The organism is Paenibacillus vulneris (genome assembly GCF_039543185.1).
GTDB lineage: Bacteria > Bacillota > Bacilli > Paenibacillales > NBRC-103111 > Paenibacillus_S > Paenibacillus_S vulneris.
This window is the reverse complement of record NZ_BAABJG010000020.1, coordinates 1-14,664: the sequence shown is the minus strand read 5'-3', so window position 1 is coordinate 14,664 and position 14,664 is coordinate 1. Positions and strand designations below refer to the sequence as shown.

The window sequence follows — 14,664 nt, the reverse complement described above, 5'->3', positions numbered from 1 at the left end:
ATCCAATTAACCGCACGGATATCGACAAGGACGCTACCGAGGTCGAACGCGCCTGTAGCAGCGTTGAAAATTCGGATATTGAACGTTTTCAAAACGCGACCTCCTTCTCAATATCGCTGATAGTTAGCGTGGCGTTTAATGACCGGCGTACATTTGCGGAGTTTTTATTGGCCTTTGCGTATTGCTTGTCCAATTCGCCAATATTATGCTCCAATAAATCGTAGATCGGGCGCAGCTTCAAAAGTTCGTCCTTAACAGCCCTCCGCTTACGCAGCGCCTCCTGTAGCATGACAGCAACGCTGTAGCCGGCCGCTTCGTCGATCTCACACCGTTCCAACTCGTGATATATATTTGGAAATCTGGCGGTCGAGCCGGGATTGGAGCCTGTTTAACCGCTCATACGCACTTTTGATATCGGCGTACAGGCTATGTATTTGCTCGTAATAGAGCGTCGCGGACAACGTACTCATAGGCGGCCACCCGTCCGGCCGTACTCGTCATATGGCGGGTCTTCGTAGTCTTCATGGTCGTCCCGGTCGTCAATAACGAGATATGCGTCGGCTTCCTTGTTGTAGCACTTCGTCAACAACTCGAACGCTGACATATTCCGCAGCCGCGAGTACAAGGCCGCAATGAGCGTGTCGTCCGGATCGTCCCGAACATAGGGAACGTAGGCAATGAGCGTAATTTCATCGTCCTGGGCGTACAAGCCGTCATATGCAAACGGAACGACCGGCACCATATTGACGATCCCTTGCGAGATATAGATAGCGTTGCGATTGTCCGGCAATAAGTAACCGGCATAGAATGGCGTTTGTGACTGCATATAATTGGTGCGTATGCGGATCGGCTTTAGCACGTAGCAGCGCTCCCTTCCGCTTCATGGATGCGCCGGTACATAGCGGCTTTATATCGGAATAACCGTTCCGCGCGGTTGGCCGGCGGTTGCTTGGCGGTGCGGCGGCGCATGAAATCAAACCTTGCCGCGTTGTAACCGTTGACTTTGCGGATGTAATAGGAAATCCGGGATATTGACGTTTTCATGGGCGCGGCCTCCTTACGCGATAACTTGTCGGATCAGGATAGCGAGAAAGAATGCGATAAGCTTTGCGATCGACCGGGCGGACAGGCCGCGGCGCTTGCGGTTTTCATGTGGAGTCCAAATCGAAGTCCCGTACGTCATTACGCTGGCACCTCCATGCGTTCATTTATGTTAAAGCCAAGCCGCTCAACCATCGTGCGATTGACGTCTTTGGCGCCAACGGTGGCCGCGAGCGATACGTCCATGAATAGCGTATGAAAAACGTGCGGCGCAACGTTGATGATCGGCAACTCAGCGCTCGAATCCGAGATGAGGCGGATATTGTACCAACCTAGCGCGGTGCGCGTATAGGTGATGTGGTACGTGGTTTGCGCAGATGGCAATAAAGACGGCTCAGTGAGGTCGGACATACAGTGGATAACGATGTACTTGCGATTCATATAAAAACCTCCCAAAAATAAATTGATAGGCATGGAACTTTTTGATAAGATGGACGTATTAAACATTAGACAACATGTAACCTAGTACACTTGTCAACTAGTTGACCACCCTTTCTATACAATACTCTTTTAATGTCTACTTGTCAACTAGTAGACCATATTGTTTTTGGAGGAATTTTTATGATTCGCCTTTCCTTAGATAAGGTTATGAAATCGAGGAATTTGACGCAGAAGGACATTATTGAAATGTCCGGAATAAGTCGTAATACTGTGAAGGCACTTGCTGCAAATGCAAGTACGCGGATTGACTTTCCGACGCTTGATGCATTGTGTCGCGGGCTGGGCGTGATGCCAGGCGATTTAATCGAATATATACCAGACAATACTGCAAATAAGACCCCGTAATAGCAAACGTGCTAATAACGGGGTTATTTTACGTTAGTAAAGGAGTTGCAAAATGAATACTACAGACGCTATAGCACTTACTAATGTTGTCATCACAGCTAGCGGGGTCCTCGTTACAGGTTTTTTTAGTTTTCTTGTATGGAAAGCCACTAAGGAAACAGCTAATGTAGCAAGGTCAAGCCATTTATTAGCGGAACAAATCGATATGCGGCTTCGAGAAATGCGTTCAAATACTAAAGAAATCTACTATAAGCTAATAATTTCAAATGCCGACTACGTATGGAAATTTTTAATGAGACCAAATGACGATAAGAAATTATTGCTAGATCAATACAATGCATTGCCAAAAACCCCTGGAATTTCTACCGAGAAAATAGCTGAGTATTTTAACAAAGAAGAAAAAGATTTGATATTAGGACTCTGGAAAAAGTTTGATAGCTACATAAAAGATTATTGGACTGATGAGTATGGAAACATTGGGGAAATTTCCTTAGGCAGAGGAGTTAAAGATGCTGAAATTAATGCCAACAAACTGGCTAATGAATTCGCAAAATTTATTGTTAGTAATCGAGCATACCTTGAAGAAGGCGACTCATTGAAATAATGGAAAATTACAATAGAATAAACTCAACAAACACCGGACTCCGCAATAATCCCGCCTTTGTCCAATTCCGTATTTTAACCTTCGCTCTCAGCCGCGGCTCCAGGTAAACGTAGTCGCGGTCCTCTCCGATCTTCAACCGGTCCTTGACGCCGTAAAACGCCATCTTGTGGCGCGGTGTAACGCCGAGCTCGATAATGCCTAGCGCCCTCCCCCGTTCATCCGCCGCTAGCCAACCGAAATCTCCCTTACGATAGCCGCTAATAAAAACGTCAGCGTACGTCCAGTTAATGATCTTTTGCCACGCACTCGACCGGATGCTTACGTATATCGAATTGGCGCGCTTAGCTACGATACCCTCCATGCCCAACGCCTCTATCTGCGAATACAAGCGCTCGCCTTCCGCTTCAATCGACGGTATTAACGCGATATTCGGATTGCCGAAGTTTACAGTTGCTAACAACTCTTTGCGCTTATGTAACGGATAGCCCCGCAAATCCTCGCCTTTGTAGCGCAGAATATCAAACACAACGTAATTAACCGGCCTTGTTTCGGCGGCTCTCCGAACCTTTTCGGCCTTACGTAAAGAAAAGCGTTCCATAATCGCCTCAAAATCGACGCGGCCCTGTTCGTCCGTAGCCGCTACCTCGCCGTCCAGGATAACGTCATCAAGCGCGATCGTCTGAAGCTCCGGGTACTGGCGCGTACAGTCGTTATTATGGCGCGTGTATAGGCGGGTCTGGCCGCCAGTTCTCGATAAAATAAGGCGGTGGCCGTCAATTTTCGGTTCGAAAACGTAATCTTCGTGGGAAAACGGAGCCGGTGCGGTCTCAAGCAACATTGGCGCAATAAACACGTACAATCACCTCAACTACTAATTATAGCGGAAGTAAGCGGCCAGCACCGTCGGTAATTCGTGGGAAAATTCGTATTGATAAACGAACACCAGTTCTTATATAATTACGTTGAGGTGACGTAAAAATGAATCCTACGAAAGAAGAACTCGATTTAATCCGCGAATATATATTGCTTCCGATCGTAATCTCCATCGTTAATAAGAATAGAACCGAAACGATGCAATCTACCGCTACACTCCGTTCTCTCTACGCCGCTGTAGCCTCTATAGTTATGACCCGTATGCGAGCCGATCTAGCTGCCGTTCGCCAGGAGTTAAGAACTCACAATATTAGCGTCATGGATACGCAAGAAAATCGGGATGGCGATAGCGTTCATTATCCGTATGTGTTGCGCGGCCAGCGCGGCAACTTTACAATACAAAGAGACGCAGTAAAGGCGGAGATCGGACGCCGGTTGAATCGTTACATTATGGAGGTCATACGGGGTTGAAGAAGCGCGAATTAACGTCGGCTATACATTTACATACTGCGGCTCTTAACCGTACGCCAGTCGTCGTATATATCGGTCATGAACAGATTGGTAGCGGTGTCATTACGAAGATCACGGACAATTCCGTAAAAATCGGCGATGATTGGTATATGCGCTGCAGCTGTGTATTCTACACCCGTCCATTTTCGTTGAGTACTTGAAATTATAATTTGACGTTAAACTCCTGTGTATTTTATACTCTTGATATCAACTAGATTAGCGTCGAGGGAGAAAGTACTACTATGAAAACAACGGATCTTATCACACAAAAAGAATTCTCAATTGAAACAAATATACCGTATGCCACTGTTAGGCAACGAGTTTTGGCTTTGGAGAAATCTGGAGTTAAATTCGATCTAAATGCACAGGGACACCGTATGATTTCAAGAAAAAATAACTATGAGTTATTGTTAAATTCTGGTAAGAAAAAGTATGCACTAGCTTTAGAGAGCAAAGAAAAACAATATCTTCGTGAACTCATTATTATTTCTGAAAATAAAATTAAACAAGAGAATGAGAATCTACAAAATTACCGCTACATACTAAGTACGCTGCAATAATGATGTATTGGACTTAATGAAGAGACGGGAACTTTTCGGAATGACCGAATAGTAACCGTCTTTTATAATATCAATGATTATTAATTTAACGTTCCTTGATGTTGTCTTCGCTTAACTACTCTCATTTTCCCCAACTTAGCCAACGGACTGAACTCCGCGTGCTGCTGGCGTATGTTTTCATCAGTTAATTTAACGTAGCGTCTCGTCGTCTGTATTGACGCGTGAGCGACGATTCGTTGTGCGGAGAATAGATCCCCTCCGTTAAGTAGAAATTGCGTCAGAAAGAAAGCTCGGAACTGATGCGGCGATATCTGCACGCTTCCATCATCGATACCCGCTTTTTGGGCGTGGAGTTTAAGGCGTTTTCTAAAATGGTCCGATTTTAATGGCTCGCCATAATTCGACAGAAATATGTGTTCAACGTCACCAAAATAATATTTATTCTCATTGATGAGTGTTAAGATCTCACGGGTAACCTCGGCAGTTAGCGGAACAACTCGCGGCTTACGGTTCTTATTCATCCATCCCGGAAGGTGTACGCAGCGCGACTTTGCATCGAAATGTTCCGTCGTTAATCGTAGCGCCTCTTCTATGCGGAAACCACCGTCTGCAAGGGTCAACATCAGTGTCCGATCGCGTAAGCCAGCGAACGTATCCGTATCAGGCGCCGCGATCAGCCGTGCAAACTGCTCTTCGGTAAACGTCGGTTTATCTTCGTCGTCAAAACGTGGCTGCTTTATGTGGGAGACTGGGTTTAACGCGACAATACGTTCCTCCGCCAAAAAGTTAAACATCGTTCTTATATCCCGCAGACGTAGCGCAACTGTGTACGGTGATAGGCCGGCCCCATCCGTTTCCCTACCTGCGACACCTTCATATTTTTTCTTGCTCGTCATATGACTTACGTAATCGCGGATAGTGACTGCGTTAATTTCGTCAATACGTGTTACATCCGGATATGCTGAGGCTAACCAGTCGCGAAAATATCGCCAGTGGTTCGCATACCCCTCTAACGTTCTCTGACGCATTCCCTCCGCCTTCTTAGCCCCGTAGAAGACGCTGAACGCATCCTCCAACGAATATTGGGCGTTAACCTTTGGCTGCGCCGTATCGCGCTTACCTTTGACGACAGCTCGTCCCTTGCGCGGGTCTATAGACATAAAAAAACCTCCTACATATTCGTAGGAGATCCGTTAAATTCCGCGTTATTTATGACCGAAAGTTATCGCCTAACCGAAGCTCAGACTGTGTGCCTTACGCTATGCCCTACCGGAACATTCAGCGTTGACAAACGTTGATACAACGGGCATCATAGTTATCTGGCGCGCCCGATACGATTCGAACGTACGACCTGCAGTTTAGGAAACTGTCGCTCTATCCTGCTGAGCTACGGGCGCGCGCTATTAATTATTTTACCACAAATAGCGTCCAAGAAAAAGTCCTGATCCTTCCACTGCGATTAATCAAAGCCGAGTTAAAATATAAGGTCCATCCTTGGTAATAGCTACCGTATGCTCAAACTGGGCAGATAAAGAACCGTCCCACGTCCGGGCTGTCCAACCATCAGAATCAATATACATCTCATAACCGCCTGCATTGATCATAGGCTCAATTGTAATGACCATCCCTTCCTTCAGCTTGAACCCTTTGCCTGGACGTCCAATATGCTCGTAGGAAGGCTTCTCATGCAGCGACTGTCCAATGCCGTGGCCCAGCAAATCACGAACGACGGAGTACCCCGCCGCTTCGGCGTGGCTTTGAATGACATGCATCACATCGCCGATGCTATTGCCTGCTACGGCCTTCGGAATAGCGAGGTCAAGGCATTCCTTTGTAACGTTCATTAAGCGCTCAGCGGCCGGTGAGATTGCCCCTACAGCATAAGTTCGGCAGGAGTCTGCCATCCAACCATCATAGCTGCAAACAATGTCCATTTTGACGATATCTCCATTTTGTAAAGGGGTATCATCAGGAAATCCGTGAGCTATGACATCATTAACGGAGGCGCAGGTCGCATAGGGATATCCTTTATACCCTTTCGTTACTTGTTTGGCGCCATGCTCGATTAAGAAACGCTCGGCAAAATCATTAATAAACAGCGTAGTCATTCCCGGCCTAATTATCTTAGCTATCTCCTCATGGCAGCGGGCCAGTACTTGACCTGCCTTTCGCATTTTAGCAATTTGCTGCGGAGTTTTTAATATGATCATCATCTCATCGCCTCGAAGTCCTTTTTATATCCATAATACGTAGCTAGGTGGCAAAAGGACCGCCCGCGTTTCAAATCCTTAAATCCCATTCGATAATCAACATCCCGGTAAGTGATAAAATCCATTCTCTTTTAGATTTCTACATGTTAAAATGAGGGCAATCTAAGAGTGAGGTGTTGGACAGCGTGCTGCAGAACAATCGATATTACATTGTTTATGATGAACTAACGATTACAATCTGTTCTTTTCTCGATGATGTATGTGAGGAATTAGCAGCTGGGGGTACTATATACGGCTACGCTGACAACGAAGAAATCGCCCAAATGATGCTGGTTGAGTGCTTTCATTATTTATCTGCCAAGAACGCGTAATATAAAGACAACAGTTCCCTCTTTTTTTACAGAAGGAACTGTCGTTAGTTCTTGATAAGATGAGGGGCGCTTCTCTTACCCTTCACCGTTATTATGTCTGGAATGATTCGCTTGCTTTACCTTTTTGGAGCCGGACAAGGGTTCGGTGGGCTGATGATCCTTTTCCCGGCTTTTTTGCCCGCTTGGGGGATTTACAGGCTGCGGAATATCTTTCGGCATAAATACCCCTCCTTTTTATATTGGTAAAATCAATCTTTATCCGACAAGCTTATTGATTCGTATTGGGATGGCTTGTCATGATTCAATGCGTCCTGATGACGCCGGTCATTCGTTTGCTGTTGAATCTGCTGAGCATGATGGCTATTCACAGCAGTATGCTCGAGGTCCTTGACGACGTTTTGAATATTTTTATCTACATGACTTTTATTTTTTGTCACAGCTTTCCCTCCGACCGTTAGACTATTTAGTCACTGCGTGCAGCTGTTGTGCGCATTCGTGAATATGACGAACGTAATCATCCACCAAAGTTTGAATAATTACGGTACGTTCATCCACATTACGCCCTTCGCATTCTACATCCACAAGCTCCACCTTAACTTCTCTGGAGTCCACATACGTACACTTAAAGTCGAAGCTGTAGTCAGTATGTCCTGCAGTCGCAATATGCACTCGCAGGGCGTTAAACTCTGCTTCGTCCGCCAGGACTTCCGCCCGGTCCGATGCGCTTAATACGGTAGGCAATGTTCTCGACCATGCTTCCACCAGCTGCTGCTGGTCCATTGTCAATGTGTCTGTCTTAGCCATCTTTTCAACACCTCCACAAGCTTAAGGTGCGACTCTGCTATCCGGTTTATTCGCATAAAGTACAGTAAAATAAGGAATTGGCAAAGCGAACATACAAAAAGGCTGCATCATCCTTGGAAGGATAATACAGCCTGGATTTGCTTATGTAATGCCATTTTGAAATCATGGCGGAGAGGGTGGGATTCGAACCCACGGTGCCCGCAAAGACACGGCGGTTTTCAAGACCGCTGCCTTAAACCACTCGACCACCTCTCCGGGTGACAAAATGGATTGTATCACATTTGCCTCTTGTTTATCAAGTTCTAATTTTTAGATATCTTGGTCAGGTTGTTCATGTAAGGACGAAGCACCTCAGGAATCACGACGCTTCCGTCTTCCTGCTGGTAGTTCTCCAGAATGGCGGCAACCGTACGTCCCAGTGCGAGACCTGAACCGTTCAAAGTATGAACGAACTCCGGTTTTGACTTCGCATCGCGGCGGAAGCGAATGTTCGCACGACGCGCCTGGAAATCCTCAAAGTTACTGCAAGACGAAATTTCACGATAAGTGTTGCTGTTAGGCAGCCACACTTCCAGATCATAGGTCTTGGCTGATGAGAAGCCTAGATCACCGGTGCAAAGAGCAAGAACACGGTACGGAAGCTTCAATAGCTGCAGAACCTTTTCCGCATCAGCAGTCAGCTTTTCCAGCTCATCATATGAGCTCTCCGGTGTCGTCAGCTTCACAAGCTCAATTTTGTTAAATTGATGCTGGCGAATTAAGCCGCGGGTATCTCTTCCTGCAGAACCGGCCTCCGAACGGAAGCAAGCGCTAAAGGCGGAGAAATATTTGGGCAGATCCTCAAGTGCCAGGATATCGTCGCGATAATAGTTCGTAACCGGAACCTCAGCGGTTGGAATCAAGAAATAATCGATTCCTTCCCCCTGCAGCTTGAATACGTCCTCTTCGAATTTTGGAAGCTGTCCCGTACCCGTGAGGCTGTCGCGATTGACAATCTGCGGAGGAATCATTTCCTCATAGCCGTGCTGATCGCTGTGCAGATCCATCATAAAGTTAAGCAGTGCGCGCTCAAGGCGTGCTCCCAATCCCTTATAGAACACAAAACGGGAGCCTGTCACTTTAGCCGCAGCTTCAAAATCAAGAATGCCGAGCTCTTGTCCGATTTCCCAGTGAGCCCTCGGCTCGAAAGAAAATTCAGCCGGCTCGCCTACGCGTCGAATTTCGACATTATCGTCCTCCGACTTGCCTACCGGCACACTTTCATTAGGTACATTAGGAATAGCCAGCACAATCCCGTTGATATCCGTCTCAAGCACTCTGATTTCATCATCCAGTACTTTAATGCGGTCCCCAACGCCCTTCATTTCTTCAATCAAGGCGTCGGCGTTCTGTTTAGCTTTTTTCAACGCGGCTACTTCCTGGGATACAACGTTACGGCGGTTTTTCAACTGCTCCACTTCCTGAAGAAGCTCTCTGCGTTTGGTATCCAGGTCCGTAAACCGGCTTATATCTTCAAGCGTTTTGCCGCGATGATTCATCGCCTGCTCTACGCGCTGCAAATCATTACGCAATAATTTTACATCTAACAAGGTGACCCCTCCTACCTCGCTTCACGTACCATATCTAGAAAATAGGCGTGCATCCGCTCATCATCGGTTAATTCCGGGTGGAACGAGGCTGCTAACAAACGTCCCTGACGAGCTGCAACAATTTGATCCCGGTACGTTGCCAATACGTCAACGCCTTCTCCTACGCTTTCAATAAGCGGAGCGCGGATAAAGACCGCACGGACATCCTCTGCAATCCCTTTGATAGGCAGGTCCGCCTCGAAGCTTTCCCTTTGCCGTCCAAAAGCATTACGGGCGACCTTGATATCCATCAGTCCAAGATGCGCTTCCGGCTGACCGACAATCTCTTTAGCTATCACAATAAGTCCTGCACAGGTGCCGAATATCGGCTTTCCTTGCCCGGAGAAAGACTGCAGAGCCTCTATAAAGTGATAGGTCCGCATCAGCTTCCCGATCGTCGTACTTTCCCCGCCAGGAATAATGATGCCATCGATCTCGCTTAATTGCTCCGTCTTCTTGATAATAACGCCTTCAGCGCCCGCCTTCTCGATCAGCTTAATATGCTCGGCTACTGCGCCTTGGAGTGCCAATACTCCTATTTTCATGGCTTATCCTTCCTTTACCGCGCAATTACCAGCCGCGCTCTTGCATGCGTTGCGTAGCATCCAGCTTGGAGATTTCGATACCTTTCATCGGAGTTCCCAAGTTTTTGGAGATTTCAGCAATCAATGCATAATCCGTATAATGAGTTGTCGCTTCAACAATAGCCTTCGCGAATTTCTCCGGGCTGTCGGATTTGAAGATCCCCGATCCAACGAACACGCCGTCAGAACCCAAATGCATCATAAGGGCAGCATCAGCAGGAGTCGCTACACCGCCGGCAGCAAAGTTAACGACAGGAAGCTTGCCTGTTTCGTGAACTTGCAGCAGAAGCTCATAGGGAGCGCCAAGGTTTTTGGCTTCAGCCATCAGCTCATCTTTGGACATAGCTTGTACCTTTTTAATTTGACCGACCATCATACGCATATGACGAACCGCTTCAACAATGTTGCCGGTCCCAGGCTCACCCTTCGTACGAATCATGGAAGCCCCTTCTCCGATTCTGCGCAAGGCCTCTCCAAGATCTCTCGCTCCACATACGAATGGAACCGTGAACTCTCTTTTGTTAATATGGAAAACTTCATCGGCTGGAGTAAGAACTTCACTCTCATCGATATAGTCTACACCCATAGCTTCCAAAATCTTTGCTTCGACGAAATGACCGATACGAGCCTTTGCCATTACCGGAATCGATACGGCTTTCATCACTTCTTCCATAACAGTAGGGTCAGCCATACGAGCTACGCCGCCAGCTGCACGAATATCCGAAGGAACGCGTTCCAATGCCATTACTGCGGAAGCACCTGCGGCTTCAGCGATTTTTGCTTGCTCCGCATTCATGACGTCCATAATGACGCCGCCTTTTTGCATTTCTGCCATTCCTTTTTTAACCCGTGATGTACCTGTTTCCATTTCCCGACTCCTCCTAAAGACCCTTATAATCAATTCACGATACGCAAAATGCGACAAACTAACTAAGCAATTATTTTACATGAACAGCCTTAATTATACAACCCGTTTACCCGGATTTTAAGCCTTTTTGGAGCCGCTGACCATATCGACGAAGAAGTTTTTGATAGCCCGGAAAAATAAGCGGAACCATCCTCCTTTTTCTTCATCAGTAGCTGCCACTAATTTTATAGTATACGGCTTATTTTCAAAAGTAACCGTCATAGTACCAACTTCCTGACCTTTCGTAATAGGTGCGATCAGATCCGTCTTGCCTTCGGCGGTCTTGGTAAACGCGGTATCCGGAGTGCCCTTCTTCACCAGCAGGGACAATCCTTCACCTGTCACTACTCCAACTTCCGTATTCGTGCCTTTCTTGATAGGCACTGTCGGTAAGGAGTCTACAGGGCTTCCCGCTTTGACGACTTCTTTCTTTTCAAAATTCGTGTATCCGAAGTCCATAAGCTTCTTGGTATCAAAGAAGCTGTTGTCTCTGCTGCTGGAATTCATAACGACGGAAATCAGTCTCGTATCGTTGCGAAGTGCCGTTCCCGTAAAGCAGTAGCCGGCTTTGTCGGTATGTCCTGTCTTCAATCCGTCTAGACCCTGATAAACATATTTTTTAAAGTTTACATTGTCCTTATTGCCTTCGAGCATCCAGTTGTAGTTGATCATCGGATTGGCATCCGTTTGTCTGAACTTTTTGGAAGGGATGCTGGAAAATTTCAAAATATCCGGATAGTCCTTAATTAAATGATAAGCAATAAGTGCTGCATCCTTAGCTGTAAAAATTGTTTCTCCCGGAAGCGAGGCCGGTGCATATTTGCCCAGATCCACGCGGTCCAAACCGGACGTATTGATAAAGTATGCATCCTTGGACAAGCCTAATTTGGCTGCCGTTTCGTTCATCAGCTGTGCAAACTTTTCTTCAGAGCCTGAGATTTTCTCCGCCAATGCCACGGCCGCGCCGTTATCGGAATAAATCGTTACCGCATTAAACAAATCTTGAACGCTATATTGATCGCCCTGGGCTTTAGGAATACCCGATAAAGCTTTATTGTTCGATAAAAAAGCAGAATACTCGCTGATAGTCAGAGTTTCATTCCAATCCAGCTTTTTATTGGCTATGCTATCAAGAACTATGTATTCCGTCATCATTTTGGTCATACTTGCAGGCTGCATAGGAGCGTTCTCATTTTGGGCGTACAGGACTTGTCCCGTAGAAGCCTCCATCAATATTGCCGATTTCGCGGTTAAACCTAAATTCGGGGCATCTGCCTCCGCAGCTTGGGCCGTATTAGCAGCTAGCGGGGAAATTGCGATTTGTGCTGCGATCGATGCTGCTAGTATGAGTTTTCCCCATTTCCAAAACCTGTTCACTTCTTCACTCTCCCATATATTTAGTGCCTTTATTGTAGCATACCAGCATAGCCAAAAAAAGAAGACCAGGGCCCGAGCCCCGGTCTCCAAAATATGGTCTGTATTATAGCGAATAGTTCGGCGCTTCTTTTGTAATTTGTACATCATGAGGGTGACTCTCACGAAGTCCGGCGCCGGTAATACGAATAAACGAGGTTTCATTAATCAGCGCTTGAATGTTTCGAGCACCGCAGTAGCCCATACCGGACCGCAAACCGCCAATCAATTGGTATACCGTATCAGCCAGTGGACCTTTGTATGCGATACGGCCTTCGATACCTTCTGGAACGAGCTTACTTTCGTTCTCTTGGAAATAACGGTCTTTACTGCCCTCTTTCATAGCACCAAGCGAGCCCATACCGCGGTACACTTTGAACTTTCTGCCTTGATAAATTTCCGATTCACCAGGGCTCTCGTCCGTACCTGCGAACAAGCTTCCGATCATAACCGCGCTCGCGCCTGCCGCAATCGCTTTGGTAACATCCCCGGAATACTTGATTCCTCCGTCCGCAATGATAGGCACATTGTATTCTCTTGCTACGGAAGCACAATCGTATATAGCAGTAATCTGCGGAACGCCGATACCTGCAATAATCCGTGTCGTACAAATGGATCCAGGACCAATACCGACTTTAACCACCGAAGCACCCGCCTCGATAAGGTCTCTCGTGCCATCTCCAGTAGCCACGTTCCCAGCGCAAATGGTCAGATCAGGGTATTGGGCACGAATCAATTTCACTGTATTGAGAATGTTGATATGGTGGCCATGAGCAGAGTCTACAACGATCATGTCTGCACCGGCTTCAACCAAAGCAGCAGTACGCTCCATAACGTCCTTGGATACACCTACTGCAGCGCCTACCAGAAGGCGTCCTTGAGCATCTTTGGCCGAGTTAGGGAACTGTATAGCCTTTTCGATGTCCTTGATCGTAATGAGGCCTTTCAGCGTGTTATGCTCATCGACTAGCGGCAGCTTCTCGATTTTGTGCTGCTGCAAAATCACTTCAGCCTCAGCCAGCGTCGTGCCGACCGGAGCCGTTACCAGATCTCTGTGTGTCATAACCTCTTTGATCTTAATGGAGTAGTCATGAACAAAACGAAGGTCGCGGTTCGTCAAAATACCGACCAGCTTTCTATCCTCATCGCAAATCGGTACACCGGAGATTCTATATTTCGCCATCAACTCCTCGGCGTCATATACGTGATGTTCCGGAGTCAAGAAGAATGGGTTCGTGATAACTCCGCTTTCCGAACGCTTAACGCGATCCACTTCCTCCGCTTGCTGCGCGATGGACATGTTTTTGTGAATGATCCCGATACCGCCTTCACGGGCGATAGCTATCGCTAAAGCTGCTTCCGTTACGGTATCCATCGCCGAGCTTAAGAAAGGGATGTTTAACTTGATTTTATCTGTAAGCTGCGTTGAGATGTTGATTTCTTTCCCGAAGACCTCAGACTTTCTTGGCACCAATAGTACATCATCAAACGTCAAGCCTTCTTTAGCAAATTTTGTTTCCCACACGAACGTAGTCCTCCTTCAGTTTCTTACTTGCCCGTAGATATTATTGCAATATTATCAAAAGCCTATTTTTCGTGTCAAGCTTATCTTCACAAGCTTCAGAAGACGTACATAATTAGGTACAAACTATTGGAAATACAAGAATTGAATGCCCTTTCTTGCCTTTAGAATGCCCTATAAACAGGGAAAATTATGAATATTCAATTAATAAGCCGAAAAATACTGCAGTTGTGCCTACTTCCTTCAAAAACCCAATATCTCTATTACACCCACCATCCATTATTCTTTAACCTTTATAGGTGCTGTAAAGTTACGGATAACAAAAAAGCCTCTCCAGATTATCCGGAAAGACTTTTGCATTTGCTTGGCGACGTTCTACTCTCCCAGGACCCTTCGGTCCAAGTACCATCGACGCTGGAAGGCTTAACGTTCGTGTTCGGTATGGGTACGCGTGGTTCCCTTCCGCCATCATCACCAAACTAAGAGCTTTCGTCAGAAAGCTTGCTTCGTAAGCATACGCTTTTTTCGAAGCATTACTTCTTTGAAAATGCTGCGAGAAAATATCCGTCCTTAGAAAGGACTTGCAGCTCAAGGCTTATTCCTTGAAAACTAGATACGAAATGCATGCGTAAAGTTTGTGAATTAGTTCCCGGTTTTTCCCGGGCCCCGAGAAAGTATTCGGAATCAGCTTCAAAGCTTCTCTTCACTTTCTTGGGTAATGGTTAAGCCCTCGACCGATTAGTATTCGTCAGCTCCACACGTTGCCGTGCTTCCACCCCGAACCTATCTAC

The 14,664-nt window shown here is 46.6% G+C and carries 22 protein-coding genes, 2 tRNA genes and 1 rRNA gene; 5 read left to right on the top strand and 20 right to left on the bottom strand.

Features of this window, described 5'->3' with window-relative positions; translation table 11 throughout:
* Positions 1-88: 88 nt before the first annotated feature.
* The 6 genes from ABEA66_RS18455 to ABEA66_RS18430 are packed head-to-tail and all read right to left on the bottom strand — an operon-like array spanning position 89 to position 1,482.
* Positions 89-337, bottom strand: a complete 249-nt coding sequence (locus tag ABEA66_RS18455) for a hypothetical protein (RefSeq protein WP_345589660.1) — start codon at positions 335-337, stop codon at positions 89-91.
* Complete coding sequence (locus ABEA66_RS18450; RefSeq protein WP_345589658.1) at positions 324-470, bottom strand: hypothetical protein; 147 nt, start codon at positions 468-470, stop codon at positions 324-326. The genes ABEA66_RS18455 and ABEA66_RS18450 overlap by 14 nt, the downstream gene beginning before the upstream one ends.
* Complete coding sequence (locus ABEA66_RS18445) at positions 467-859, bottom strand: hypothetical protein (protein WP_345589656.1); 393 nt, start codon at positions 857-859, stop codon at positions 467-469. The genes ABEA66_RS18450 and ABEA66_RS18445 overlap by 4 nt, the downstream gene beginning before the upstream one ends.
* Complete coding sequence (locus tag ABEA66_RS18440; protein ID WP_345589654.1) at positions 853-1,044, bottom strand: hypothetical protein; 192 nt, start codon at positions 1,042-1,044, stop codon at positions 853-855. The genes ABEA66_RS18445 and ABEA66_RS18440 overlap by 7 nt, the downstream gene beginning before the upstream one ends.
* 13 nt (positions 1,045-1,057) lie before the next feature.
* Positions 1,058-1,183: a hypothetical protein gene (locus ABEA66_RS18435; protein ID WP_345589652.1), complete on the bottom strand. Its 126-nt coding sequence runs from the start codon at positions 1,181-1,183 to the stop codon at positions 1,058-1,060.
* Positions 1,183-1,482, bottom strand: a complete 300-nt coding sequence (locus ABEA66_RS18430) for a hypothetical protein (RefSeq protein WP_345589650.1) — start codon at positions 1,480-1,482, stop codon at positions 1,183-1,185. The genes ABEA66_RS18435 and ABEA66_RS18430 overlap by 1 nt, the downstream gene beginning before the upstream one ends.
* 180 nt (positions 1,483-1,662) lie before the next feature.
* Here ABEA66_RS18430 and ABEA66_RS18425 point away from each other — a divergent pair, with 180 nt between their 5' ends.
* Entirely contained in the window at positions 1,663-1,887 is a 225-nt protein-coding gene (locus ABEA66_RS18425) for a helix-turn-helix domain-containing protein (RefSeq protein ID WP_345589647.1), read from the top strand.
* Positions 1,888-1,939: 52 nt separating this feature from the next.
* Positions 1,940-2,491, top strand: a complete 552-nt coding sequence (locus tag ABEA66_RS18420) for a hypothetical protein (RefSeq protein ID WP_345589645.1) — start codon at positions 1,940-1,942, stop codon at positions 2,489-2,491.
* A 7-nt stretch (positions 2,492-2,498) separates the two neighbouring features.
* Here ABEA66_RS18420 and ABEA66_RS18415 read toward each other — a convergent pair whose 3' ends face one another.
* Entirely contained in the window at positions 2,499-3,344 is an 846-nt protein-coding gene (locus ABEA66_RS18415; RefSeq protein ID WP_345589643.1) for an ATP-dependent DNA ligase, read from the bottom strand.
* Positions 3,345-3,469: 125 nt separating this feature from the next.
* On the opposite strand from ABEA66_RS18415, the gene ABEA66_RS18410 reads away from it, so the two are divergent.
* The 3 genes from ABEA66_RS18410 to ABEA66_RS18400 all read left to right on the top strand — a co-directional run bounded on the left by ABEA66_RS18410 (position 3,470) and on the right by ABEA66_RS18400 (position 4,434).
* Positions 3,470-3,835 (top strand): YhjD family protein, encoded by a 366-nt coding sequence (locus ABEA66_RS18410; protein WP_345589641.1) that lies wholly within the window; start codon positions 3,470-3,472, stop codon positions 3,833-3,835.
* Positions 3,832-4,035, top strand: a complete 204-nt coding sequence (locus ABEA66_RS18405) for a hypothetical protein (protein WP_345589639.1) — start codon at positions 3,832-3,834, stop codon at positions 4,033-4,035. Before ABEA66_RS18410 ends, ABEA66_RS18405 begins: the two co-directional genes overlap by 4 nt.
* 81 nt (positions 4,036-4,116) lie before the next feature.
* The gene (locus tag ABEA66_RS18400; protein WP_345589637.1) at positions 4,117-4,434 is read left to right on the top strand and encodes a hypothetical protein; all 318 of its coding nucleotides are present in this window, start codon (positions 4,117-4,119) and stop codon (positions 4,432-4,434) included.
* A gap of 80 nt (positions 4,435-4,514) precedes the next feature.
* On the opposite strand, the gene ABEA66_RS18395 is transcribed toward ABEA66_RS18400, so the two are convergent.
* The 13 genes from ABEA66_RS18395 to rrf all read right to left on the bottom strand — a co-directional run bounded on the left by ABEA66_RS18395 (position 4,515) and on the right by rrf (position 14,352).
* Positions 4,515-5,594 (bottom strand): tyrosine-type recombinase/integrase, encoded by a 1,080-nt coding sequence (locus ABEA66_RS18395; protein WP_345589636.1) that lies wholly within the window; start codon positions 5,592-5,594, stop codon positions 4,515-4,517.
* 160 nt (positions 5,595-5,754) lie between these two features.
* Positions 5,755-5,831 (bottom strand) — tRNA-Arg (locus tag ABEA66_RS18390).
* Between the two features lie 66 nt (positions 5,832-5,897).
* Entirely contained in the window at positions 5,898-6,644 is a 747-nt protein-coding gene (map, locus tag ABEA66_RS18385; protein WP_345589661.1) for a type I methionyl aminopeptidase, read from the bottom strand.
* A gap of 446 nt (positions 6,645-7,090) precedes the next feature.
* Positions 7,091-7,234, bottom strand: a complete 144-nt coding sequence (locus ABEA66_RS18380) for a small acid-soluble spore protein P (RefSeq protein ID WP_079914189.1) — start codon at positions 7,232-7,234, stop codon at positions 7,091-7,093.
* A 29-nt stretch (positions 7,235-7,263) separates the two neighbouring features.
* Positions 7,264-7,452, bottom strand: coding sequence for a hypothetical protein (locus ABEA66_RS18375; RefSeq protein ID WP_079914188.1), 189 nt, complete (start codon positions 7,450-7,452; stop codon positions 7,264-7,266).
* Positions 7,453-7,474: 22 nt separating this feature from the next.
* Positions 7,475-7,819 (bottom strand): hypothetical protein, encoded by a 345-nt coding sequence (locus ABEA66_RS18370; protein ID WP_345589633.1) that lies wholly within the window; start codon positions 7,817-7,819, stop codon positions 7,475-7,477.
* Between the two features lie 165 nt (positions 7,820-7,984).
* Positions 7,985-8,074 (bottom strand) — tRNA-Ser (locus tag ABEA66_RS18365).
* A gap of 47 nt (positions 8,075-8,121) precedes the next feature.
* On the bottom strand, positions 8,122-9,408 hold the full coding sequence (gene serS, locus ABEA66_RS18360) for a serine--tRNA ligase (protein ID WP_345589631.1): 1,287 nt from the start codon (positions 9,406-9,408) through the stop codon (positions 8,122-8,124).
* An 11-nt stretch (positions 9,409-9,419) separates the two neighbouring features.
* Positions 9,420-9,992 carry a pyridoxal 5'-phosphate synthase glutaminase subunit PdxT gene (gene pdxT, locus ABEA66_RS18355; protein ID WP_345589629.1) on the bottom strand — a complete coding sequence of 191 codons (573 nt, stop codon included), beginning with the start codon at positions 9,990-9,992 and terminating at the stop codon, positions 9,420-9,422.
* Between the two features lie 25 nt (positions 9,993-10,017).
* Positions 10,018-10,899: a pyridoxal 5'-phosphate synthase lyase subunit PdxS gene (pdxS, locus tag ABEA66_RS18350; protein WP_079914184.1), complete on the bottom strand. Its 882-nt coding sequence runs from the start codon at positions 10,897-10,899 to the stop codon at positions 10,018-10,020.
* A gap of 117 nt (positions 10,900-11,016) precedes the next feature.
* Positions 11,017-12,315: a D-alanyl-D-alanine carboxypeptidase family protein gene (locus tag ABEA66_RS18345; protein WP_318781162.1), complete on the bottom strand. Its 1,299-nt coding sequence runs from the start codon at positions 12,313-12,315 to the stop codon at positions 11,017-11,019.
* A 103-nt stretch (positions 12,316-12,418) separates the two neighbouring features.
* Positions 12,419-13,876, bottom strand: a complete 1,458-nt coding sequence (guaB, locus tag ABEA66_RS18340; protein ID WP_079914183.1) for an IMP dehydrogenase — start codon at positions 13,874-13,876, stop codon at positions 12,419-12,421.
* Between the two features lie 359 nt (positions 13,877-14,235).
* A 5S ribosomal RNA gene (gene rrf / locus ABEA66_RS18335) occupies positions 14,236-14,352 on the bottom strand.
* Positions 14,353-14,664 lie beyond the last annotated feature (312 nt).

Excerpts from the sequence above, each read along its gene's own strand:
- ABEA66_RS18440 (WP_345589654.1), bottom strand. The coding sequence starts at position 1,044 with ATGAAAACGTCAATATCCCGGATTTCCTATTACATCCGCAAAGTCAAC.
- ABEA66_RS18395 (WP_345589636.1), bottom strand. The coding sequence starts at position 5,594 with ATGTCTATAGACCCGCGCAAGGGACGAGCTGTCGTCAAAGGTAAGCGC.
- ABEA66_RS18410 (WP_345589641.1), top strand. The coding sequence starts at position 3,470 with ATGAATCCTACGAAAGAAGAACTCGATTTAATCCGCGAATATATATTG.
- ABEA66_RS18380 (WP_079914189.1), bottom strand. The coding sequence starts at position 7,234 with ATGCCGAAAGATATTCCGCAGCCTGTAAATCCCCCAAGCGGGCAAAAA.
- ABEA66_RS18370 (WP_345589633.1), bottom strand. The coding sequence starts at position 7,819 with ATGGCTAAGACAGACACATTGACAATGGACCAGCAGCAGCTGGTGGAA.
- pdxS (WP_079914184.1), bottom strand. The coding sequence starts at position 10,899 with ATGGAAACAGGTACATCACGGGTTAAAAAAGGAATGGCAGAAATGCAA.
- ABEA66_RS18435 (WP_345589652.1), bottom strand. The coding sequence starts at position 1,183 with ATGACGTACGGGACTTCGATTTGGACTCCACATGAAAACCGCAAGCGC.
- ABEA66_RS18425 (WP_345589647.1), top strand. The coding sequence starts at position 1,663 with ATGATTCGCCTTTCCTTAGATAAGGTTATGAAATCGAGGAATTTGACG.
- ABEA66_RS18430 (WP_345589650.1), bottom strand. The coding sequence starts at position 1,482 with ATGAATCGCAAGTACATCGTTATCCACTGTATGTCCGACCTCACTGAG.
- ABEA66_RS18400 (WP_345589637.1), top strand. The coding sequence starts at position 4,117 with ATGAAAACAACGGATCTTATCACACAAAAAGAATTCTCAATTGAAACA.
- ABEA66_RS18450 (WP_345589658.1), bottom strand. The coding sequence starts at position 470 with ATGAGTACGTTGTCCGCGACGCTCTATTACGAGCAAATACATAGCCTG.
- pdxT (WP_345589629.1), bottom strand. The coding sequence starts at position 9,992 with ATGAAAATAGGAGTATTGGCACTCCAAGGCGCAGTAGCCGAGCATATT.
- ABEA66_RS18420 (WP_345589645.1), top strand. The coding sequence starts at position 1,940 with ATGAATACTACAGACGCTATAGCACTTACTAATGTTGTCATCACAGCT.
- map (WP_345589661.1), bottom strand. The coding sequence starts at position 6,644 with ATGATCATATTAAAAACTCCGCAGCAAATTGCTAAAATGCGAAAGGCA.